This window comes from Streptomyces sp. NPDC104096 (genome assembly GCF_055584385.1).
Genome location: NZ_JBVJMD010000050.1, coordinates 23,390 through 44,864 on the forward strand (window position 1 = coordinate 23,390; position 21,475 = coordinate 44,864).

Below are 21,475 nucleotides of genomic sequence, written 5' to 3' on the forward strand. Positions count from 1 at the left end.
GTCCTAGCGGTCGGTCAGGTCCAGGGAGTGGGCGGCCGGGCCCGGGCGGGTGCGGGCGTGGGGCGGGTCGAGCGTGCCGTGTCCCGCCGTGCAGACGACCACGGCTTCCACCGGCTCGCCGCACTCGCGGTGCACGACCTCCAGGGGGCTGCCCTCCGGGTCCGCCGCGTGGCGGTCGCCCCACTGCTTCAGGGCGATCATCGCGGGCCACAGCTCCCAGCCCTTCCGGGTCAGCCGGTACTCATGGCGGGTGCGGCTGCCGGGTTCGCTGTAGGGGACGGTGCGCATGATCCCCGCGGCGACCAGCTTCCGCAGCCGGTCGGCCAGCACGCTCTCGGACAGACCGACGTGCCGGCGGAAGTCGTCGAAGCGCCGTACGCCGTTCATGGCGTCCCGGACGACCAGCAGCGACCACTTCTCGCCGACCAGGTCCAGGGTCCGCTGGAGCGTGCAGTTGTCGGTGCTCGTCTCAAGCCACGTCATACCGCCATCGTAGGCAGACTTCGAGATTGACATCCAGAAGGGGATCGCCGCCGAGGTGCTTTTGAACATGTTCAATAAAGGCGTACGCTCTGGCCATGAGCGACAGAGCCGCCCTGCTGAAGGGCATTCGCGTGTGGCTGGTCATCTTCGTCGTCTGCCTGGTGCTCAGCGGTGCCACGGCCTTCCCCCTGGTGCACGAACTCCGCTGGACCGAGGACCTGTTGCGGGCCCTGTCCGTGCCGGAGCACCTGCCCGCCCTCATGAACTGGATCGAGCGGGTGCGGACCGGGCTGGACACCGCCGACGCCCGGTACCCGTTCCTGCTGTACGGCACGGACTGGCTCGCGTTCGCGCACCTCGTCATCGCGGTCGCCTTCTACGGCCCGTACCGCGATCCCGTACGCAACATCTGGGTGGTGGAGTTCGGGATGATCGCCTGCGCCGGGATCATCCCGCTCGCGCTGATCTGCGGCCCGGTGCGGGGGATCCCCTTCTGGTGGACGGTCGTCGACATGTCCTTCGGGGTGTTCGGAGTGATCCCGCTGTACGTCGTGCGCAGGCGGATCAAGCTCCTGGAGGCGCTGACCCCCACCCCCGCCCCGGTGCCCGCTACTTGAGCGCGGCCAGGGCGATCCGCTGCGACACCGGGTTCATCTCCTCGCCCTTGGCGTCCGTCGAGCCGACCGAGTAGACCACGGTCCGGCTCAGGTCGCGGGTGGCGGCGACGACCGTGCTGTAGCCGTACCGGGCACCGGACTTGAGCCAGTACTCCTGTCCCCGGTACTCGAACCGCTGGAGCCCGGCGCTGTACGAGGCGCCCGGGATGCCGGACGGGACCGTGAACATCTCCGCCAGCTCGGGGCCGGGCACGATCCGGCCCCGGAACAGCGAGGTGATCAGCCGCTCCAGATCGGCGGTCGTGGAGATCATGTCCCCGGCCGCCCGGCGGTCCGCCTGGTTCCACTCCGTCACGTCGACGAACTCCGTCGTCCCGTCCGTCCGCCGCACCGCCTGGTAACCGTGGTTGTGCGGGCCCCGGATGCGGGGGTCGGTGCCGGGGAAGTACGTGTCCCGCATCCCGGCGGGACGCAGCACGAGCCGGGTGGCCTCCGAGGCGTACGAGTGTCCCGTCACCTTCTCGACCAGCAGGCCGAGCACCGTGTAGTTGATGTTGAGGTAGTCCTGCCCGTGCCCCGGGCGGAACTCCGGTCCCTTGGCCACCGCCGACCGCACGACCTGCCGTGGGGTCAGGGTGTCGAAGCGGTGGGCGTACTGCTCCTCGAACGAGTCCCCCCAGCCGTCGCCCGCCCGGATGCCGCTGGTGTGGTTCAGCAACTGCCGTACGGTGATGGGCTCGAAGTCGGGCGTGAACAGGCCGGGCAGATAGTGCTGGACGGGCGTGCCCAGGTCGATCCGGCCCTGTGCGGCCAGCTTCAGCACGACCGCCGCCGTCACCACCTTCGTCGTCGAACCGGCCCGGAAGCGGGCGTCCGGGTCCGCCGCCCGGCCGCTCGCAAGGTCGTGCACGCCCGCGCTGCCGCGCCAGGCGCCGTCGGTGCCGCCGATCCGGACCAGCGCGGCGGTGGCGTCCGCGTCCGGCAGACCCGCGATCGCGGCGCGCAGCGCCTCGGCGTCCGGGCCGGTCGTGGCGGTGGCGGTGACGGAGGCCCAGGTGGTCGGTGCCGGGGCGGCGAAGGCCGGAGCGGCCAGCGGGCCGGCCGTCAGCGCGAGGGCGACGGAGGCGGCGAGGGCGAGGGTGCGGCGGTGAGCGCGCATCGGATGCTCCTGAGGAGGTCGAGGCCGGATCTGCGAGCGGTTCGCGATCATCCTCGTGCCGTGCGCGGGCCGCCGGATCGTCGCCGAGGAGGGCGTCCGACCCTGGTTCGTCCCGGCCGATTCGCCTTTCCCGTAAGGGACTTGTCCGGGTGGTCTCCCCTAGGGGGAGGGGCGGCGGTATCCCCTGTCGTCCCGCAGCGCGCGCAGGGCGTCGATGCGGTTGGTGGTGATGGAGTCGACGCCCAGGTCGATCAGACGGCGCATCGAGCGGCGGGTGTCGGGGGTCCAGACGGAGAGCAGCCGGCCGCCGTGGTGGACCCGGGCGGCGAGCTCGCGATCCACCAGGGTGAACCGGTAGTTGAGCCACCGCGGGCGCACGACGTCCAGCAACGCGGGCCGCGGCGGCGCGAGGGACGTCCAGGTCAGGGCGATCTCGGCGGCCGGGTCGGCGGCCCGGACGGCGAGCATCGCCTCGGCGTCCGCGCAGTAGTAGGCGCGGTCCCGCGCACCGCACCCGCGGACGACGTCCAGGACCGCCTGGGCCGAGCGGCGGCCGGCCAGGCCCGGCAGATCGATCATCACCCGCAGTCCGTCCGTCGCGGCCAGCGCCTCCGCGAGCGTCGGCACCCCGCCCGCGGTCAGGGCGCGCACCTCGTCCGCGGTCAGGGAACGCAGCGGCCGGTCGTGTCCCCACAGCCGCTTCAGCGTGTCGTCGTGCAGCAGCACGGGGACGCCGTCGCGGGTGAGCCGTACGTCGAACTCGACCGCGTCCGCGCCCTGCTGGAGCGCGGAACGCAGCGAGTCGACCGTGTTCTCACGGAAGCGGTAGGGGTCGCCGCGGTGGGCCACGGCGGTCAGGGTCTGCATGGGCCCCATTGTGCGCGAGTCAGCGCACGAGCCACGCCGAGGTGTGGGCGTCGATCTCGGCGGCGATCCGGGCCTTGCCCGCCGAGTCGAGGAAGGACGCCTCGACGGCGTTCTTCGCCAGGTCGGCGACGCCCCGCTCGTCGAGGTCCAGCAGCCGCGCGGCCACGGCGTACTCGTTGTTGAGGTCGGTGCCGAACATCGGCGGGTCGTCGGAGTTGATCGTGACCAGGACCCCGGCCCGGGTGAACTCCTTGATCGGGTGCTCGTCGAGCGTGCGGACCGCGCGGGTGGCGATGTTGGAGGTCGGGCACACCTCCAGCGCGATGCGGTGCTCGGCGAGGTGGGCCAGCAGCCGGGGGTCCTGGGCGGAGCTGGTGCCGTGGCCGATGCGCTCGGCGCCCAGGTGGTTCAGGGCGTCCCACACCGTCTCGGGCCCGGTGGTCTCGCCGGCGTGCGGTACGGAGTGCAGCCCGGCCGCGATCGCGCGGTCGAAGTAGGGCTTGAACTGCGGCCTCGGCACACCGATCTCCGGTCCGCCGAGCCCGAAGGACACCAGGCCCTCGGGCCGCAGCCGGTCGTCGGTGGCGAGCCGGGCCGTCTCCTCGGCCGACTCCAGACCCGCCTCGCCGGGGATGTCGAAGCACCAGCGCAGCACGGTCCCGAACTCGGCCTCGGCCGCCTTGCGGGCGTCCTCGATCGCGTCCATGAAGGCGGCCTCGTCGATACCGCGGCGGGTCGAGGAGAACGGGGTGATGGTCAGCTCGGCGTAGCGCACCTGCTGCCGGGCCAGGTCCCGGGCCACCTCGTAGGTCAGCAGCCGGACGTCCTCCGGGGTGCGGATCAGGTCGACGACGGACAGATACACGTCGATGAAGTGGGCGAAGTCCGTGAACGTGAAGTAGTCGGCCAGGGCCTCGGGGTCGGTGGGGACCTTGGAGTCGGGGTGCCGGGCGGCGAGTTCGGAGACGATCCGGGGCGAGGCGGAGCCGACGTGGTGCACGTGCAGCTCGGCCTTGGGCAGTCCGGCGATGAAGGCGTGCAGGTCGTGCGAGGTACGCGGGTCGCGTCCGGCGTCGGCGTGGGTGGTCATGGGGTCCTCCCCGGGGCGGGCGTCCCGGACGCTGCGGCGCCGGGCGGGACGCGGGTGATCGGCTGATCGACGACTCGGGGATCATCGTAGGCCGGGCCCCCGCCGCAGGAGCGAGGGCCTTAGCATGACGGCACGTACAACAGAGGGGACCCCGCGCATGTCCGACGACGCGTCGACGCCGGAGACAGCGGAGAACGCGGCCGCACCCGGACCGGTTCCGGCCGGTGTCCCGGTCCCCCCGGTGTCCCTCGGCAAGCGGCCCGCGGTCGTCGTACCCGCGGACGCCGTGCCGACGGACGGGGTGCCGTCCACGGACTCCGGGGCCGCAGGGGCAGGCGCGCCGAACCCCTGGGCACCGCCCGCCGATCCGGCCGCGGGCGACGGGCCCGGCCACACCCTCGTCTCGCCCGACTGGCCCGCTCCCGCCCCTCCGGCCGGCCACGACCGGCAGACGGCCGTGGCCATGCCGGACGCGGGCAGCGCCACGGCGCCCGGAGCGCCGTTCGGCGGCCCGGGCGGCACGCTCCACGGCGCACCCGGCGCCGGGACGGACCAGCCGTGGGCCGGTCCGTTCGCCCCGCCCTCCCCGGCCGCTCCCTCCCCGGCCGGGCCCGGCGGTCCGGTCGGCGCCTATCCGCCGCCCTACCCCAACGCATGGACGGCCGGTCCGGCCGGCGCCCCCGGCAACCCCTTCGCACCTCCGGCCCAGGGCGGCGAGCCGGTCCCGCCGCCGCCCATCGCCCCCGACGGCCCCGGGCAGACGCCGTACGGCTACCCCGGTGGCTACGGCTATCCGGGCCAGCCGGGCTACGGCGGCGCCCCCGGACCGCAGGCCCCGGGCACCGGCGGCCTCCCCGGCTACTACGGCTGGTCCGGTATGCCGCCCATGGCGGACAACGGGATGGGCACCGCCGGTCTGGTGCTGGGCATCCTGTCGGCCGTCGTGTTCTGCCTGTGGCCGATCGCCATCATCATGGGCGTCCTCGGACTGATCTTCGGCGTGATCGGCCGCAGGAAGGCCAACCGGGGCGAGGCCACGAACGGGGGCCAGGCCCTGGCCGGTGCCATCTGCGGCGTTGCGGGCATCTTCCTCGGCATCGGAATGATCGTCCTGATGTTCGTCGCCCCCTGAACCCGGGCGGGGTGAGGCGGGACGGGGCGGGGCGGGGGCCCTTGTGCCCCTCTGCCTCGGCTGCCCCTACGCCCCCGCGCCCGTTTCCGTGATCCCCTGCGCCCGTATCCGTTCCCGGGCCTCCATCAGCGCGAATCCCAGCAGGTTCGGGCCCCGCCACCGCCGCGGGTCCGCCGCCGCCTCGTCGTCCGCGGCGAGGCCGATGCCCCAGATCCGGTCGACCGGGCTCGCCTCCACCAGGACGCGGTCGCCCGTGCCCAGCAGAAAGCCCCGCAGCCCGGCGTCGGAGCCGAACTTGTGGACGCTGCCCTCGACCACGATCCGGAACCGCTCTCGTTCCCACACCGAGTCGTCGAAGCCGCGTACCAGGCGCCCGGCCTTCTTCGCCTGCGCGGGGTGCCCGGCGGCCAGCACGAGCCGCTCCGCCTCCGGGTCGCCGAAGAGCCGTGCCTTGCCGGCCATCATCCAGTGCTCGGCGGTCGCGTAGACGATCCCGTCGACCACGAACGGTGACGGCCACCACTGACTCAGACAGCTCGCCCCGAGCCGGCCGTCGGGCCGGGGGCGGTGGCCCCAGAACCGCAAGTACCTGATCCTCGCCCCCGCGTGGACCTCGCTGACCAGGGTCTCCCAAGAATCGATCTTCCCCATGCACGCGAGTCTGGCAGGTGCCACTGACACTCCGTCCTTCCTTTTCCGCGTCGACTCGACACCTGGTCGACAGATTTCGTCGCGTAACCAAAAGGCAACAACGGAATCACTTGTTGGAGTCCTTTTGCTCTGTCAGGATCGGCACTCAAATCGAGCTGGAGCTACGCCACCCGCCCCCCGTACCACCGGTACGAGCGGGCCGACGGCGGAGGAGAGCGACATGCAGAACCCGGGCACAGCCAACGCCGCCCCGGACCGGTTTCCCGCCCAGGAACGCCTGGCGGACGGTGCGCAGTTCATCGCCGGCCGTCTGACGAAGGGCACCTCCGGCCGCACCCACGCGGTCGTCGACCCCGCCACCGGTGAGGAGGTCTACACCTACGAACTGGCCGGACCCGACGACGTGGACGCGGCCGTCGCCGCCGCACGCGAGGCGTTCCCCGGCTGGTCCGGCGCCACGCCCGGCGAACGCTCCGAGGCGCTGCACCGCTTCGCCGCCGTACTCGCCGAGCGCGCCGAGGAATTCGCGCGCGCCGAGTCGCTCCAGTGCGGCAAGCCGCTCAAGCTGACCCGCGAGTTCGACGTCCCGGGGACCATCGACAACACGGCCTTCTTCGCCGGTGCCGCCCGGCATCTCCAGGGGCAGTCCGCGGGCGAGTACTCCGGCGACCACACGTCGTACGTCCGTCGTGAGGCGATCGGCGTGGTCGGCTCCATCGCGCCCTGGAACTATCCGCTCCAGATGGCCGCCTGGAAGATCCTCCCGGCGATCGCCGCGGGCAACACCATCGTGCTGAAGCCGGCCGAGCTCACCCCGCTGACCGCGCTGCTCTTCGCCCAGGCGGCGACCGACGCCGGACTGCCGGACGGGGTCGTCAACATCGTCACCGGCACCGGCCGGGAGGCGGGCGAGCACCTCGTCGCCCACCCCGACGTGGCGATGACCTCCTTCACCGGTTCCACCGCCGTCGGCAAGCGGGTCGCCGAGATCGCGACCGCCACCGTCAAGCGGATCCACCTGGAGCTGGGCGGCAAGGCCCCCTTCGTCGTCTTCGACGACGCCGACCTGGAGGCCGCCGCCAACGGCGCCGTCGCGGGCGCCCTCATCAACACCGGCCAGGACTGCACGGCCGCCACGCGCGCGTACGTGCAACGCCCGCTCTACGAGGCGTTCGTCGCGCGCACGGCCGAGCTGATGGAGACCGTACGGCTCGGCGACCCGTTCGCCCCCGGCACCGACCTCGGTCCGCTGATCTCGCACGTCCAGCGCGACCGCGTCGCCGGGTTCGTCGACCGGGCGCGCGCCTACGCGCGCGTGGTCACCGGTGGTGAGGTTCCCGAGGGGGATCTCGCGCACGGCGCGTACTATCGACCCACCCTTGTCGCGGACGCCGCGCAGGACAGTGAGATCGTCCAGTCGGAGATCTTCGGTCCGGTACTGGTCGTTCTGCCGTTCGACAGTGATGATGAGGGCCTCCGGTTGGCCAACGACACCCCGTACGGCCTTGCCGCCTCGGCGTGGAGCCGGGACGTCTACCGGGCGAACCGGGCCACCCGTGAGATCAAGGCGGGCTGCGTGTGGGTCAACGACCACATTCCGATCATCAGTGAGATGCCGCACGGCGGATACAAGCAGTCCGGCTTCGGCAAGGACATGTCCGCGTACTCGTTCGAGGAATACACCCAGGTCAAGCACGTCATGTTCGACAACACCGCGGTAGCCGGGAAGGACTGGCACCGCACCGTCTTCGGGGACCGGCCGTGACCGCCGCCCGGCGGTAGCCGGATACGCGGCGGCCGGACACCCGAGACGTCCGGCCGCCGCCGAGTGAGAAACCAGGCCGCCTGACCCGCGGCCGCCCATCCTCCCGAAAGGGCACCACGCGCATGGAGCAGTACGAGCCCGACCGCCTGACCCCGGCCCAGACGGCCGCCATGCGGCGCAGTCTCCGCAACGGCAGGGCAGCCATGACCCGCCGGTCGCTGCTGCGCGCCTCCGCGGGCGGCGCGTTCGCGATCGGCGGACTCGGGGCGCTGAGCGGCTGCGGGATCCCCGCGGCCGGCAAGACACAGGGCGGCACCTCGGCAGAGGACCACTCGGCCACGGAGAAGACCCTCAGCTTCTCCAACTGGACCGAGTACATCGACCTCGACGACAGCGGCAAGCACCACCCGACGCTGGAGACGTTCCGCAAGCGGACCGGCATCTCGGTCAAGTACACCGAGGACATCAACGACAACAACGAGTTCTTCGCCAAGATCAAGCCGCAGCTCGCCGCGGGCCAGGACACCGGCCGCGACCTGGTCGTCCTCACCGACTGGCTGGCCGCGCGCGTGATCCGCCTGGGCTGGGTGCAGAAGCTGGACCCCTCGAACCTGCCGCACGCCTTCACCAACCTGTCGCCGCAGTTCCGCAACCCCGACTGGGACCCGGGCCGCGCCTACTCGTACCCGTGGCAGGGCATCCCCACCATCGTCGCCTTCAACAAGAAGGCGCTCGACGGGATCGAGGTGAAGTCGGTCTCCGACCTCCTCGACAACCCCAAGCTCAAGGGCCGCGTCTCCTTCCTGTCCGAGATGCGCGACACCATGGGCATGACCCTGCTGGACATGGGCAAGGACCCGGCCAAGTTCACCGACGACGACTTCGACGCCGCCATAGCCCGGCTCCAGAAGGCCGTCGACAACGGCCAGATCCGCCGCTTCACCGGCAACGACTACACGTCGGACCTGACCAAGGGCGACATCGCGGCCTGTGTGGCCTGGGCGGGCGACATCGTCCAGCTCAAGAACGACAGCCCGGACGTCGACTTCGTCATCCCCGACAGCGGCTACATGACGTCGACCGACAACCTGCTGGTCCCCAACAAGGCGCGTCACAAGACGAACGCCGAGCGGCTGATCGACTTCTACTACGAGCCGGAGCAGGCCGCCGAGCTCGCCGCGTACATCAACTACGCGACTCCGGTCGAAGGCGTGAAGTCCTACCTTGCCAAGATCGACGAGGACGCGGCGAACAACCCGCTGATCGTCCCCGACAAGGCCATGCAGGCCAGGTCCCACTCCTTCCGCGCGCTGAGCCAGAAGGAAGAGACGGCCTACGAAGAGAAGTTCGCGAAGCTCACAGGGGCGTGACGATGATGACGACAGAAACCAGCGGCGACGTCCGCCTCACCGGGATCAGCAAGACCTACGGCTCCTTCACCGCCGTGCACCCGCTCGACCTGACCGTGCCGCAGGGCTCCTTCTTCGCGCTGCTCGGCGCCTCGGGCTGCGGCAAGACCACCACCCTGCGCATGATCGCCGGTCTGGAGGAACCTTCCTCCGGCACCGTGCACCTCGGCGACCAGGAGGTGACGCACCTGCCGCCGTACAAGCGGCCGGTGAACACCGTCTTCCAGTCGTACGCCCTCTTCCCGCACCTGGACATCTTCGAGAACGTCGCCTTCGGCCTGCGCCGGCGCGGGATCAAGAGCGTCAAGAAGCAGGTCGAGGAGATGCTCGACCTGGTCCAGCTCGGCGAGCAGGCGCGCAAGAAACCCCACCAGCTCTCCGGCGGCCAGCAGCAGCGCGTCGCGGTCGCCCGCGCGCTGATCAACCACCCCAAGGTGCTGCTGCTCGACGAGCCGCTCGGCGCCCTCGACCTCAAACTGCGCCGTCAGATGCAGCTGGAGCTCAAGCGGATCCAGACCGAGGTGGGCATCACCTTCGTCCACGTCACCCACGACCAGGAGGAGGCCATGACCATGGCCGACACGGTCGCGGTGATGAACGCGGGCCGGGTCGAGCAGCTCGGCTCGCCCGCCGACCTGTACGAGAACCCGCAGACGACGTTCGTCGCGAACTTCCTCGGCACCTCCAACCTCATCGAGGCCGAGGTCGACGCCAAGTCCGGCGCCGAGATCGTCCTGAAGGCCGGCGGCGGCAGGCTCGTCCTGCCCGAGGCGCGCTGTTCCGCGCCCACGACGACCGGCGGCAAGGTCCTCGTCGGTGTCCGCCCGGAGAAGATCTCCCTCGTCCACGCCGACGAGGCGGACGAGATACCCGACGGCCGCAACCGCGTCACCGGCAGGATCGCGCAGTCCAGTTTCATCGGGGTCTCCACGCAGTACGTCATCGACAGCCCCGTCTGCCCCGAGTTCGAGGTCTACGTCCAGAACATCGACCGCGACTCCCGGCTCGCCCCCGGCGCCGAGGTCGTCCTGCACTGGAACCCGGCGCACACCTTCGGTCTCGACGCCGCACAGTCCCTGCTTGCTGGGACGACGGGCTCCGCCGGTGTCGAGACGGCCGAGGAGGAGGCCGCCTGATGGCAACCGTCACCGAGGCCGAGGCGCCACCGCTCGCGCCGCAGCCCGACCCGAAGCCGCCGAAGAAGCGGGGCCGCCTCGTCCCGTACTGGCTGCTGCTGCCCGGACTCCTGTGGCTCGTCGTCTTCTTCGCGCTGCCGATGATCTACCAGGGCTCCACCTCCGTGCAGACGGGCTCCCTGGAAGAGGGCTACAAGGTCACCTGGCACTTCGCGACCTACTGGGACGCGCTGAGCGAGTACTGGCCGCAGTTCCTGCGATCGGTCTTCTACGCGGGCGCCGCCACCGTGCTGTGCCTGGTGCTGGGCTATCCGCTGGCGTACCTGATCGCCTTCCGCGCGGGCCGCTGGCGCAACCTGATCATGATCCTGGTGATCGCGCCGTTCTTCACCAGCTTCCTGATCCGCACCCTCGCCTGGAAGACGATCCTCGCGGACGGCGGCCCGGTCGTCGGCGCCCTGAACACGCTGCACGTCCTGGACGTCACCAGCTGGCTCGGCTGGACGGCCGGCGACCGCGTACTGGCCACCCCGCTGGCGGTGGTCTGCGGTCTGACGTACAACTTCCTGCCGTTCATGATCCTGCCGCTCTACACCTCGCTGGAGCGCATCGACGGACGCCTCCACGAGGCGGCGGGCGATCTGTACGCCAAGCCGATCACGACCTTCCGCAAGGTCACCTTCCCGCTGTCGATGCCCGGGGTGGTCTCCGGCACGCTGCTGACCTTCATCCCGGCGGCCGGCGACTACGTCAACGCCGAACTGCTCGGCTCCACCGACACCCGCATGATCGGAAACGTCATCCAGACGCAGTTCCTGCGCATTCTCGACTATCCGACGGCCGCGGCGCTGTCCTTCATCCTCATGGCCGCGATTCTCCTCATGGTCACCTTCTACATCCGCAGGTCCGGGACGGAGGATCTGGTCTAAATGCCCTTCGTCAACTGGCTCAAGCGCCATCTCGTGGTCATCGCGGGACTGCTGACGCTCTCCTATCTGCTGCTGCCGAACATCGTCGTCACGGTGTTCTCCTTCAACAAACCGAAGGGCCGCTTCAACTACCAGTGGCAGCAGTTCTCCACGGACGCCTGGAAGGACCCGTGCGGCGTCGCCGACATGTGCGGCTCGCTGTCGCTCAGCCTCCAGATCGCCTTCTGGGCGACGGTCGGCGCCACCGTCCTGGGCACGATGATCGCCTTCGCGCTGGTCCGCTACCGCTTCCGCGCCCGCGGCGCGGTGAACTCGCTGATCTTCCTGCCGATGGCGATGCCCGAGGTCGTCATGGCCGCCTCGCTGCTCACCCTGTTCCTCAACATGGGCGCCCAGCTCGGTTTCTGGACGATCCTGATCGCCCACATCATGTTCTGCCTCAGCTTCGTCGTCACCGCGGTCAAGGCGCGCGTGATGTCGATGGACCCGCGCCTGGAGCAGGCGGCCCAGGACCTCTACGCCGGACCGGCGCAGACGTTCCTGCGGGTCACCCTGCCCATCGCGGCCCCCGGAATCGCGGCCGGCGCGTTGCTGTCCTTCGCGCTCTCCTTCGACGATTTCATCATCACCAATTTCAACGCGGGCTCGACCGTCACGTTCCCCATGTTCGTCTGGGGTTCGGCGCAGCGCGGTACGCCCGTCCAGATCAACGTCATCGGTACGGCCATGTTCCTGCTCGCCGTACTGTTCGTCCTGGTTTCCATGCTCATCGGAAACCGCCGCAGCAGGCAGAAGGCATAAGCCTTCTCAAGAAATCCAATTCGCCAGACCCTTCGTAGGGAGTTGAAATCATGGCCCCAAGCGCCATGACCCGGTGGACAAAATCTCTTTCCGAAGCACAGCCGGTCCCGTACTGGCTCGAAGACCCCGGCAAGCCCCACCCCGAGCCCGCGCTCACCGGCGCCGAGACCTGCGACCTGCTGGTCGTCGGCGGCGGCTACAGCGGACTGTGGACCGCGCTGATCGCCAAGGAACGCGATCCGCACCGCGACGTGGTGCTGCTGGAAGGCCGTGAGGTGGGCTGGGCCGCCTCGGGCCGCAACGGCGGCTTCTGTGCCGCCTCCCTCACGCACGGCCTGCCCAACGGCCTCACCCGCTGGCCGGACGAGATCCACAAGCTGGAGGAGCTGGGCGCCCGCAACCTCGACGAGATCGAGAAGGCGGTCGCCCGCTACTCCCTCGACTGCGACTTCGAGCGCACCGGCGAGATCGACGTCGCCACCGAGACGTACCAGGCGTGGGAGCTGCGCGACTGGTACACGGAGCTGGAGCGCAAGGGCCTCGCCGACGGCATCGAGTTCCTGGACGCCGACGCGGTGCGCGAGCAGGTCGCCTCGCCGACCTTCCAGGCCGGCCTGTGGGACCGCCGGGGCGTGGCCATGGTCGACCCGGCCAAGCTGGCCTGGGGCCTGAAGAAGGCCTGCGCCGAGTCGGGCGTACGGATCTACGAGCACACCCCCGCCCTGACCCTGAAGCCGTACGGCGCCGGCATGGCCGTCAGCACCCCGTACGGCGAGGTCCGCGCCCGCCGGGTCGCGCTGGGTACGAACATCTTCCCGAGCCTGGTCAAGCGGGTACGGTCGTACACGGTGCCGGTCTACGACTACGCGCTGATGACCGAGCCGCTGACCGACGCGCAGCTCGCGTCGGTCGGCTGGAAGAACCGGCAGGGCCTCGGGGACTCGGCGAACCAGTTCCACTACTTCCGGCTGTCGGCGGACAACCGGATCCTGTGGGGCGGCTACGACGCCATCCACCACTACGGCGGCCGGGTCCGCGCCGAGTACGAGGACCGGCCGGAGACGTACGCCAAGCTCGCCGGGCACTTCTTCACCTGCTTCCCGCAGTTGGAGGGCGTCCGCTTCACCCACGCGTGGGGCGGCGCGATCGACACCTGCTCGCGCTTCTCGGCCTTCTTCGGCACGGCCCACCAGGGGAAGGTCGCCTACGCGGCCGGCTTCACGGGTCTGGGCGTCGGAGCGACCCGGTTCGGCGCGGACGTGATGCTGGACCTGCTGGCGGGTGAGCGGACCGAGCGCACGGAGCTGGCGATGGTGCGCAAGAAGCCGCTGCCCTTCCCGCCCGAGCCGTTCGCCTGGACCGGGATCGCGCTCACCAAGTGGTCGCTGGCCCGGGCCGACGCGCACGCCGGCCGGCGCAACCTGTGGCTGAGGACGATGGACCGGCTGGGTCTCGGCTTCGACAGCTGACCGGCGGTACGCCGGTCACCGGGTGCGGGCCGACCGGCGGGTATGACCCGGTTCACTCCTTCGGGGAGCCGCAACCCGCGTAATGCCGACGGGGGACCTCCCTCTCCCTCGTGACGCGACAGCGTCCACGAGACACGGGGAGGTCCTCTCATGACCGGCGCGAAGACGGCCGTCGACTGGCTGGCATCCGTCGCACCCGACCCCGAGGCCTGCCGCTTCGAGTGGGAGCGCAACCCCCGAGGGATCGCGTTGCTGCCGGCCGGCAAGGCCTGGGACGTACTGATCCTGCCGGGCGAGCTCGGCCTTCCGACGCTCGACGTGCTCACCCGCATCCTCGACCAGCCGGGTCCGGTGCTGGCCGACTTCGGCGACGCGCGCGTCGGCTTCCTGGTGCCGCCCGGCACCGCGGCCCGCTGGCTCGGCACCGGCATCCGTACGGTCGGCGCCGGAAGCTGGATCGTCGTGCCGTATCCGGGCCGGTCCACCGGCAAGGTCCGCTGGCTGGTACCGCCGGACGGCACCGGCACCCTCACCGACCCGACCCTCCTGGAACTGGCGATGCACGAGGCGGCGGCGGGGCTGGCGATGGAGGAGGGCGGTTAGCGTTCCCGCCGCTGCCGACGGGTGCTCTCCGCGGACAGCCGGAGCAGGAAGCGCCACAGCGCGAAGAGCAGCACCGTACCCAGGCACCAGCTCGCCACGACGTCCAGCGGCCAGTGGTAACCGCGCCGGACCAGGCCGAAGCCCACACCGAGCACCAGGACGAGGCAGCCGCCGACCAGCGCGCGGCGGGCCGGGCCGGGGCGCAGCAGGGGCAGGAGCAGCAGGGTCGCGGCGCCGTAGGCGACGGCGGCGGTGGCGGTGTGGCCGGAGGGGTAGTAGCCGACCGCGGGCGGCACGGCCGGGGTGCCCGTGCGGGCGGTCCATTCCTTGAGCGGTACGACGATCGCCGGGACCAGGACCAGCAGCACGGCCGCGGCCAGCGGCGGCAGCCACCAGCGGGGTGTGCCGGCGGCCCGGCCCGCCCGGGCGGCGTAGGCCGCGACCAGGGCCAGGACGGGCACCGCGACCGGGACGCCGCCGAGGTCGGAGAGCAGCTCGCCGAGGCGGTCGGGACGGATCAGGGCGTGGCTGACCCGTTCGTCCACCCGCAGCAGCGGACCGTCGACGAGGACCTGCCAGGTGATGAGCGCGAACAGCAGCGTCGGTACCCCGGGCACGAGCAGCAGCAGTGGGCGCGGTCGTCGTCCGGGCGGCGCTGTCGCGACGGCGGGCGCCGTCGCGACGGTGGGCGGTCCTGCGACGGTCGGTGGCGCGGGAACGCACTCGTGCTGGGGGTCCGGGCGGGTCGGCATGGGCTCCACCCTGCCAGGTGCGAGGCGGAGCACGGGAACACCGCGGCTCCGGGACGACGCGGACCGCCCCGCTCACGGAGGCGAGCGGGGCGGTCGGGTGGCGCGTGGTCGCGTCGGCCCGGTGGCCGAACGCAGGTCGGCCGCCCCGGAACAAGGGGGGGTGGTTCCGAGGCGGCCGTCCGGATCGGCAGGCCGCGCGCCCCGGGGGGTCTGGGGCGGGCGACTGTCCGATCGGTGAGGAAATCCGGAGCCGGGGCCCCGGTTGTGTGCGCTGGGGCACGACCAGGTCGAAGCTGGGGAGGCCCCGGCCCGAGATCACCCACAGTCCCCTGTGGGTGGGGGTGTATCTCTCATCTGAAGAGAACCTACGGCAGCGGATCCCCCCGGGACAGACGGAACCGGGCCCTGCCATCCACCTCGCACACGTTCTTCACACGCTCTGCCGTTTCGTCCCGACAGACGTGCGGGAGGTGGGCTCAGATGCGCGTGAAGGTCTGCTCGATGATGTCGAGACCCTCGTTGAGGAGGTCCTCGCCGATGACCAGCGGGGGCAGGAAGCGCAGCACGTTGCCGTAGGTGCCACAGGTCAGGACCAGCAGGCCCTCCTGGTGGCAGGCCTTGGCGAGCGCGGCGGCCGCCTCCGGGTGCGGCTCCTTGGTGGCCCGGTCCTTGACCAGCTCGATGGCGATCATCGCGCCACGGCCGCGGACATCGCCGATGATGTCGAACTTCTCGGCCATGGCGGTCAGGCGCGCCTTCATGACCGCCTCGATGTTCTTCGCCTTGGCGTTGAGGTCGAGCTCCTTCATCGTCTCGATGGCGCCGAGCGCACCCGCGCAGGCCACCGGGTTGCCGCCGTAGGTGCCGCCCAGGCCGCCCGCGTGCGCGGCGTCCATGATCTCGGCGCGGCCGGTGACGGCGGCGAGCGGCAGACCGCCCGCGATGCCCTTGGCGGTGGTGATCAGGTCCGGGACGATGCCCTCGTCCTCGCACGCGAACCACTGACCGGTGCGGCAGAAGCCGGACTGGATCTCGTCCGCGACGAAGACGATGCCGTTGTCCTTGGCGAACTTGCTGATGGCGGGCAGGAAGCCCTTGGCCGGCTCGATGAAGCCGCCCTCGCCGAGCACCGGCTCGATGATGATCGCGGCGACGTTCTCCGCCCCGATCTGCTTGTTGATCATGTCGATGGCCTGCGCGGAGGCCTCGGCGCCGGCGTTCTCCGGGCCGGTCAGCCAGCGGTAGCCGTACGCGACCGGCACCCGGTAGACCTCGGGCGCGAACGGGCCGAAACCGTGCTTGTACGGCATGTTCTTCGCGGTCAGGGCCATGGTCAGGTTGGTCCGGCCGTGGTAGCCGTGGTCGAACACGACGACCGCCTGGCGCTTGGTGTAGGCGCGGGCGATCTTGACGGCGTTCTCGACGGCCTCGGCGCCGCTGTTGAACAGCGCGGACTTCTTGGCGTGGTCACCCGGGGTGAGCTCGGCGAGGGCCTCGGCGACCGCCACGTAACCCTCGTAGGGCGTGACCATGAAGCAGGTGTGGGTGAAGTCGGCGAGCTGCGCGGAGGCGCGGCGCACGACGGCCTCGGCGGAGGCGCCGACCGAGGTCACGGCGATGCCGGAGCCGAAGTCGATGAGGCGGTTGCCGTCGACGTCCTCGATGATGCCGCCGCCCGCGCGGGCGGTGAAGACAGGGAGCGTGGAACCCACGCCGGCCGCGACCGCGGCCAGACGGCGGGCCTGAAGCTCCTGCGACTTCGGGCCGGGGATGGCGGTGACGACGCGGCGCTCCTGCGGAAGTGCGGTCATGGGGGGCTCCCTGAAGATCTTGCGAAACCGGAGAATCCGGGCGGGCGTTTTCGGACGCTTACCTCTTTTCTCGCAGGCTAGGACGGGGAGGGCGGGGTGGGCATGCTCCATGTGGGCGTTTTCCGTGGCGCCGGTTGTCCGCCGTGGACATAGCAGGCCCCCGGGGGCATTGCCGAGGTCCGGCCGGGTAAGCGGTGAACTCCCCTTGCGGGGGCGTTAGATTGACTCGCTGATGGTGGACGGAGCGGCTGGTCAGGGGGCAACGGCGATGGACAGCGACGGGACGCAGGACGCGCGGGGCACGCATGCGAATCCTGTGCCGCGCCCGGCCGGACCACCGGAGGTGCCGGCCGCGCCGGCCAGGCCGACGGTGCCGCCACCGCCCGCGCGCGCCCCGGAGCCGGGCGCGCGGCCCCGGCCGGCCGTCGCCGACTGGCTGGACGCGCCCCGGCCGGACGCCCGGCCCGGCATCTGGCGGCTCGGATACCGCCTGCCCAAGGCGGCCCGTGCCGCGCAGCGACTGGCCCCGGTCACCGTCGTCGGCGTGCTGGTCCCGCTGGTCGTCGCGCTGCTCCTGTGGTCCCTGTGGCGCCGCGGCACCCTGCCGTACCAGTGGGCGCTGCTGCGGCTGTTCACCCCGGACGACTGGTGGTGGGGCGGCACCCTGGCCTCCCCCCGGGGCATGGACGGCGCCGAGGCCAGGGTGGTCTACGACGGCGTCTTCTTCGCCGTGCTGGTGTACGCCATGGGGCGGCTGGGCAGCTGGGGCGACATCGTCCGGCACCTGGTCACCCGGCGCGGGCAGCCCGCGCGCGCCCTGCTCGCGGCCCTGGGCGCGCTGGTCACGCTGAGCTTCGTCTTCCCGGGCGCCTTCGGCGTCGGCTGGGACGCGCTGCCCGTCGTGGACCCCCTGTTCTCCCTCGTCGTCCTGATCACCGGCGGCTACGACGTCTTCACCTCGGCGCTGACCACGGACGCCCTCTACGCCCTGATCACCCTGCTCGTCCTGTGGCCCTTCGCCAGGATCGGCGGCTGGTGGCTGCTGCTGCGCACCCGGCTCGCCGCCCGCGGCGGCACCAAGGCGGGCCCGGCCCCGCAGCCGGCCCCCGACGAGTCCCGGGCGTCCTGGCCCGAACTGCGTGCCGCCGGGCAGCACGAGGCGGCGGACGTCCTCACCGCCGAGGTGCGGGCCGGCCGGATGAACGACGTGGACTGCGCCCGGCTCGCGCACGCCTGGACCCGGGCCAGGAGCCTGGCGCGGCTCGCGGCCTTCACCGACGCCGTGCTGCGCCAGGGCGCCGCCGCCCTCACCCACCCCTCCGGCGCCCGCGACCTGCCCGGCCGCGGCGCCCGGCACGACCTGCTCGCGGGACAGGTGCGGATCGGACGGTGGGCCGGCGGCGACCGCACCCCGCCGGCCTACGGCGGGGCGGGCGCGGCCCTCGGCCCGGAGACGCTCGGCACCTCGCTCCTCGTCGTCGGACCGTCGGGGTCGGGCAAGACCCGGCACGTGATCGCCCCCGTGGTCGAGTCCCTCGCCCTCCAGGCGCTCACCGGCCGGTGCGCCGTGGTCGCCGTCTGCGCGGCCGGGACGCCGCTCGGCCCGGACTCGGCGTTCGACGTCGTGGTGCGGATCGGCGACCCCGCGTCCGTCCACGACCTGGACCCCTATGCCGAGTCCGACGATCCCGACGACGCCGCCGGCCTCCTCGCCGAGGCACTGGCGGGCGACCTCGACACCGTGGGCGCCCAGCGGGCCGCCACGGCGCTGGCCCAGCTGCTCGGGCCGTACCGGGCGGCCCACGGCGCGTTCCCGTCCCTGCCCGTGCTGCGGGAACTGCTGGAGGGGGAGCCCACGGCGCTGGCGGCCCTGCGCGAGGCGCTCGCGGACGAGCGGCACCTCGCGATGCGCCGGGAGCTCGACGCCCGGCTGCGGCAGGCCGGCACCCCCGCCGACCCGGCCCCGGCCCTCGCCGACCGGCTCGCCCTGCTGGACCGGCCGGCCTTCGCCGACTTCTTCGGTGCGGGCGACGCCACGATCCGTCCGTTCTCGCTGCGCGCGGTGGCCCACCATCCGCTGCGGGTCCGCGTCGACCTGCCCGAGCACGGGCACGAGGAGGCGTCCCGGCTGATCACCCGGCTCGTGCTGGCCCAGTTCGCCGCGGTCGTCCGCGACACCGGCCGGGCGCACTTCGCCGGGCTCGTCCTCGACGACGCGACCGGCGCGGTCACCGCCGGGTCCGTACGCCGGACGCAGGGGCTGCGCTCGCAGAACGCGGGCGTGGTGTTCGCGCTGCGTACCGTCGCCGACGTCCCCGAGGCCCTGCACGGGCCGCTGTACGGCGCGGTCGGCTGCCGGCTGGCCCTGTCCGGGGTGACCACCTGGGACGGCAGCAGGTTCGCCGCCGCCTGGGGCACCGAGTGGGTGGAGACGCGGGAGGTGGCCCAGCACACCGTCTTCGCGGACCAGCCGATGACCCGCGCCATCCACGCGCTGCGCAAGCTGGTGACGGGCAAGGCGGTGACCACGGAAGCGGTGACCGTGCGCAAGGTCGAACGGGAGCGCTGGTCGGCGTCCGAACTCGCGCACGGGGTGCCCCCGGGGCACGCGGTGCTGTCGCTCACCACCGTCGAGGGCGATCACGCGCCGCCGCTGCTGGTGGAGCTGGGCGACGGACGGGCGGCGCGGGGCCGCTGAGCCGCCGGGCCACATCTGTGAACGTACGGTCACACGATGACCGTACGGTGAGGCAGAATCGGCATAGGTTGTTCATACGCGGCGGCCAAAAGGTCGCGGTGACCACCGGAGCCGCCCGGACCCGTACGGACGGCGCCGGACCGGACCCACAGACCTGAAGGCCTCATGCCCCCTACGCTCGCCTCGCTCGTCCACCACTCCGCACTCAAGCTGACCGTGCGGGCGGGGGAGGAGCGCCTGGACGTGCCCGTCCGGTGGGCACACGTCAGCGAGCTCGCCGACCCCGTCCCGTACATGGAGGGCGGGGAGCTGCTGCTGATCACCGCGCTGACCCTGGACGCGGAGGATCCGGAGGCGATGCTGCGGTACGTCAAGCGGCTCGCGGGCGCCGGGGTGGTGGGGCTCGGCTTCGCCGTCGGGGTCAACTACGACGAGATCCCCAAGGCGCTGGTCGACGCGGCCGAGCAGGAGGGACTGCCGCTGCTGGAGGTGCCGCGCCGCACGCCGTTCCTGGCCATCAGCAAGGCCGTCTCCGCGGCGATCGCCGCCGACCAGTACCGGGCCGTGACCGCGGGCTTCGCCGCCCAGCGCGAGCTGACCCGGCAGACCCTGAGCTCCGGCCCCGAGGGCCTGCTCGCCGCCCTCGCCGCGCAGGTCGACGGCTGGGCCGCGCTGTACGACGCCTCGGGCGCCGTCGTCGCCACCGCGCCGGAGTGGGCGCTGCGCCGGGCCGCGCGGCTCACCGCGGACGTGGAGCGGCTGCGCGAGCGGCCCGCCCCGGCCTCCTCCGTGGTCGGCGGCCCCGGCAACGAGGACCGCGTCGAACTCCACTCGCTCGGCACCGGCCGCCGCCCGCGGGCGGCGCTCGCCGTGGGCACGGCCGCCGCGCTCGGCACCGCCGAGCGGTACGCCGTCCACTCGGCCATCGCGCTGCTCACCCTCACCACCGAGCGCTCCCGCTCGCTGCACGCCGCGGAGCAGCGGGTCGGCGCGGCCGTGCTGCGCATGCTGCTGGCCGGGGAGCCGGACCACGCCCGCGCGGTCGCTGGAGACCTTTACGGCGGGCTGCTCGACGCGCCCTTCCGGGTCATCGTCGCCGAGTCGGCGTCCGCCTCCGCCGCGCTCGCGCGCACGCAGTCCGACCCGGCCGCGAGCGTGGCCGCCGCCAAGCCCTCGGCGGCCGCGCTGGTGGCCGCCGAGGCGGGCGGCGATCCGCTGGGCGGGCTGGCCGAGACCGCCGAGTCCGCCGCCGCGCGCGCCGGGGAGGCCGTCCTCGTCGTCCCGCAGGGGGAGCGGCTGGTGGTGCTGGCGGTGGACGGGGGCGCGGCCGTGGCGGCGTGCGGGGAGTACGCGACGGCGCTGGAGGCGGCGCGGGCCGCGGGGACGCGCGAGCAGGCGGCCGGCGGTGAGGAGGACGAGCTCGTCGTGGGGCTGTCCGCGCCGGCCGGGCCGATCGCGGCCGGGGCGGCCTACAAGCAGGCCGAACAGGCGCTGTCCGTGGCCCGGCGGCGCGGACGGGTCTTCGTCGAGCACGAACAGCTCGCCGCGGGGTCCGTGGTCCCGCTGCTCGCCGACGACGCGGTGAAGGCGTTCGCGGACGGGCTGCTGCGGCCGCTGCACGAGCACGACGCGACCGGCCGCGGCGACCTCGTCGCCTCACTGCGGGCCTGGCTGTCCCGGCACGGGCAGTGGGACGCGGCGGCGGCGGACCTGGGCGTGCACCGGCACACCCTGCGGTACCGGATGCGGCGGGTGGAGGAGATCCTCGGCCGCTCGCTGGACGACCCGGACGTACGGATGGAGCTCTGGCTGGCCCTGAAGGCAACGGCGGGCCCGGAACCCACCCCGCCCCGGACCTGAGCCCGCCCCGGACCCGAGGCCGTACCGGGGCGGCCACATCCGCGGGCAGCCGGCTCGTCCGGGCCCGAGGCGGTCCCGAGGCCGGGAAGTCCGCGGGGAGCCCGGCGGCTCGTCCGGGGCCTGATGATCCGGCCGGACCTCGACCGGTCCGGACCCGAGGCCGTACCGGGGCGGCCACATCCGCGGGCAGCCGGCTCGTCCGGGCCCGAGGCGGTCCCGAGGCCGGGAAGTCCGCGGGGAGCC

17 protein-coding genes and 1 pseudogene are annotated in these 21,475 nt (G+C 72.4%); 11 read left to right on the forward strand and 7 right to left on the reverse strand.

The annotated features are described in order from the left end of the window. Nucleotides 1-3: 3 nt before the first annotated feature. Nucleotides 4-483 carry a winged helix-turn-helix transcriptional regulator gene (locus tag ACZ60B_RS34055; protein WP_469393961.1) on the reverse strand — a complete coding sequence of 160 codons (480 nt, stop codon included), beginning with the start codon at nt 481-483 and terminating at the stop codon, nt 4-6. Between the two features lie 95 nt (nt 484-578). On the opposite strand from ACZ60B_RS34055, the gene ACZ60B_RS34060 reads away from it, so the two are divergent. Continuing rightward, entirely contained in the window at nt 579-1,100 is a 522-nt protein-coding gene (locus tag ACZ60B_RS34060) for a hypothetical protein (protein ID WP_469393963.1), read from the forward strand. Here the strand turns inward: ACZ60B_RS34060 and ACZ60B_RS34065 are convergent. The 3 genes and pseudogenes from ACZ60B_RS34065 to ACZ60B_RS34075 form a co-directional block, all read right to left on the reverse strand. Next, nucleotides 1,093-2,259 carry a serine hydrolase domain-containing protein gene (locus ACZ60B_RS34065; protein WP_469393966.1) on the reverse strand — a complete coding sequence of 389 codons (1,167 nt, stop codon included), beginning with the start codon at nt 2,257-2,259 and terminating at the stop codon, nt 1,093-1,095. The genes ACZ60B_RS34060 and ACZ60B_RS34065 overlap by 8 nt on opposite strands. A 159-nt stretch (nt 2,260-2,418) precedes the next feature. Continuing rightward, on the reverse strand, nt 2,419-3,126 hold the full coding sequence (locus ACZ60B_RS34070; protein WP_469393968.1) for a glycerophosphodiester phosphodiesterase: 708 nt from the start codon (nt 3,124-3,126) through the stop codon (nt 2,419-2,421). Between the two features lie 19 nt (nt 3,127-3,145). Beyond that, nucleotides 3,146-4,275: pseudogene (locus ACZ60B_RS34075) on the reverse strand (adenosine deaminase). Nucleotides 4,276-4,373: 98 nt separating this feature from the next. Here ACZ60B_RS34075 and ACZ60B_RS34080 point away from each other — a divergent pair. Then, entirely contained in the window at nt 4,374-5,348 is a 975-nt protein-coding gene (locus ACZ60B_RS34080; protein ID WP_469393970.1) for a hypothetical protein, read from the forward strand. Nucleotides 5,349-5,414: 66 nt separating this feature from the next. Here the strand turns inward: ACZ60B_RS34080 and ACZ60B_RS34085 are convergent, their stop codons facing one another. Beyond that, a complete protein-coding gene (locus ACZ60B_RS34085) occupies nt 5,415-5,999 on the reverse strand; it encodes an NADAR family protein (RefSeq protein WP_469393972.1) in 585 nt (194 codons plus the stop codon). A gap of 220 nt (nt 6,000-6,219) precedes the next feature. On the opposite strand from ACZ60B_RS34085, the gene ACZ60B_RS34090 reads away from it, so the two are divergent. The 7 genes from ACZ60B_RS34090 to ACZ60B_RS34120 all read left to right on the forward strand — a co-directional run bounded on the left by ACZ60B_RS34090 (nt 6,220) and on the right by ACZ60B_RS34120 (nt 14,111). Beyond that, nucleotides 6,220-7,764, forward strand: coding sequence for a gamma-aminobutyraldehyde dehydrogenase (locus tag ACZ60B_RS34090; protein WP_469393974.1), 1,545 nt, complete (start codon nt 6,220-6,222; stop codon nt 7,762-7,764). Between the two features lie 122 nt (nt 7,765-7,886). Continuing rightward, complete coding sequence (locus tag ACZ60B_RS34095) at nt 7,887-9,134, forward strand: ABC transporter substrate-binding protein (protein ID WP_469393976.1); 1,248 nt, start codon at nt 7,887-7,889, stop codon at nt 9,132-9,134. 5 nt (nt 9,135-9,139) lie between these two features. Continuing rightward, nucleotides 9,140-10,309, forward strand: coding sequence for an ABC transporter ATP-binding protein (locus ACZ60B_RS34100; protein WP_469394017.1), 1,170 nt, complete (start codon nt 9,140-9,142; stop codon nt 10,307-10,309). Then, entirely contained in the window at nt 10,309-11,238 is a 930-nt protein-coding gene (locus ACZ60B_RS34105) for an ABC transporter permease (RefSeq protein ID WP_469393978.1), read from the forward strand. The genes ACZ60B_RS34100 and ACZ60B_RS34105 overlap by 1 nt, the downstream gene beginning before the upstream one ends. Further along, nucleotides 11,239-12,039: an ABC transporter permease gene (locus ACZ60B_RS34110; protein WP_469393980.1), complete on the forward strand. Its 801-nt coding sequence runs from the start codon at nt 11,239-11,241 to the stop codon at nt 12,037-12,039. 50 nt (nt 12,040-12,089) lie between these two features. Beyond that, nucleotides 12,090-13,508, forward strand: coding sequence for an NAD(P)/FAD-dependent oxidoreductase (locus ACZ60B_RS34115; protein WP_469393982.1), 1,419 nt, complete (start codon nt 12,090-12,092; stop codon nt 13,506-13,508). A 150-nt stretch (nt 13,509-13,658) separates the two neighbouring features. Beyond that, nucleotides 13,659-14,111 carry a bifunctional DNA primase/polymerase gene (locus tag ACZ60B_RS34120; protein ID WP_469393984.1) on the forward strand — a complete coding sequence of 151 codons (453 nt, stop codon included), beginning with the start codon at nt 13,659-13,661 and terminating at the stop codon, nt 14,109-14,111. Here the strand turns inward: ACZ60B_RS34120 and ACZ60B_RS34125 are convergent. Together ACZ60B_RS34125 and gabT are read right to left on the reverse strand one after the other, a co-directional pair. Further along, a complete protein-coding gene (locus tag ACZ60B_RS34125) occupies nt 14,108-14,863 on the reverse strand; it encodes a phosphatase PAP2 family protein (RefSeq protein WP_469393986.1) in 756 nt (251 codons plus the stop codon). The two genes, ACZ60B_RS34120 and ACZ60B_RS34125, sit on opposite strands and share 4 nt — an antisense overlap. 476 nt (nt 14,864-15,339) lie before the next feature. Continuing rightward, nucleotides 15,340-16,674 (reverse strand): 4-aminobutyrate--2-oxoglutarate transaminase, encoded by a 1,335-nt coding sequence (gabT, locus tag ACZ60B_RS34130; RefSeq protein WP_469393988.1) that lies wholly within the window; start codon nt 16,672-16,674, stop codon nt 15,340-15,342. A gap of 268 nt (nt 16,675-16,942) precedes the next feature. Here gabT and ACZ60B_RS34135 point away from each other — a divergent pair, with 268 nt between their 5' ends. Together ACZ60B_RS34135 and ACZ60B_RS34140 are read left to right on the forward strand one after the other, a co-directional pair. Beyond that, nucleotides 16,943-19,372 carry a type IV secretory system conjugative DNA transfer family protein gene (locus ACZ60B_RS34135; RefSeq protein ID WP_469393991.1) on the forward strand — a complete coding sequence of 810 codons (2,430 nt, stop codon included), beginning with the start codon at nt 16,943-16,945 and terminating at the stop codon, nt 19,370-19,372. Between the two features lie 165 nt (nt 19,373-19,537). Beyond that, nucleotides 19,538-21,232: a PucR family transcriptional regulator gene (locus ACZ60B_RS34140; protein WP_469393993.1), complete on the forward strand. Its 1,695-nt coding sequence runs from the start codon at nt 19,538-19,540 to the stop codon at nt 21,230-21,232. Nucleotides 21,233-21,475: the final 243 nt, after the last annotated feature.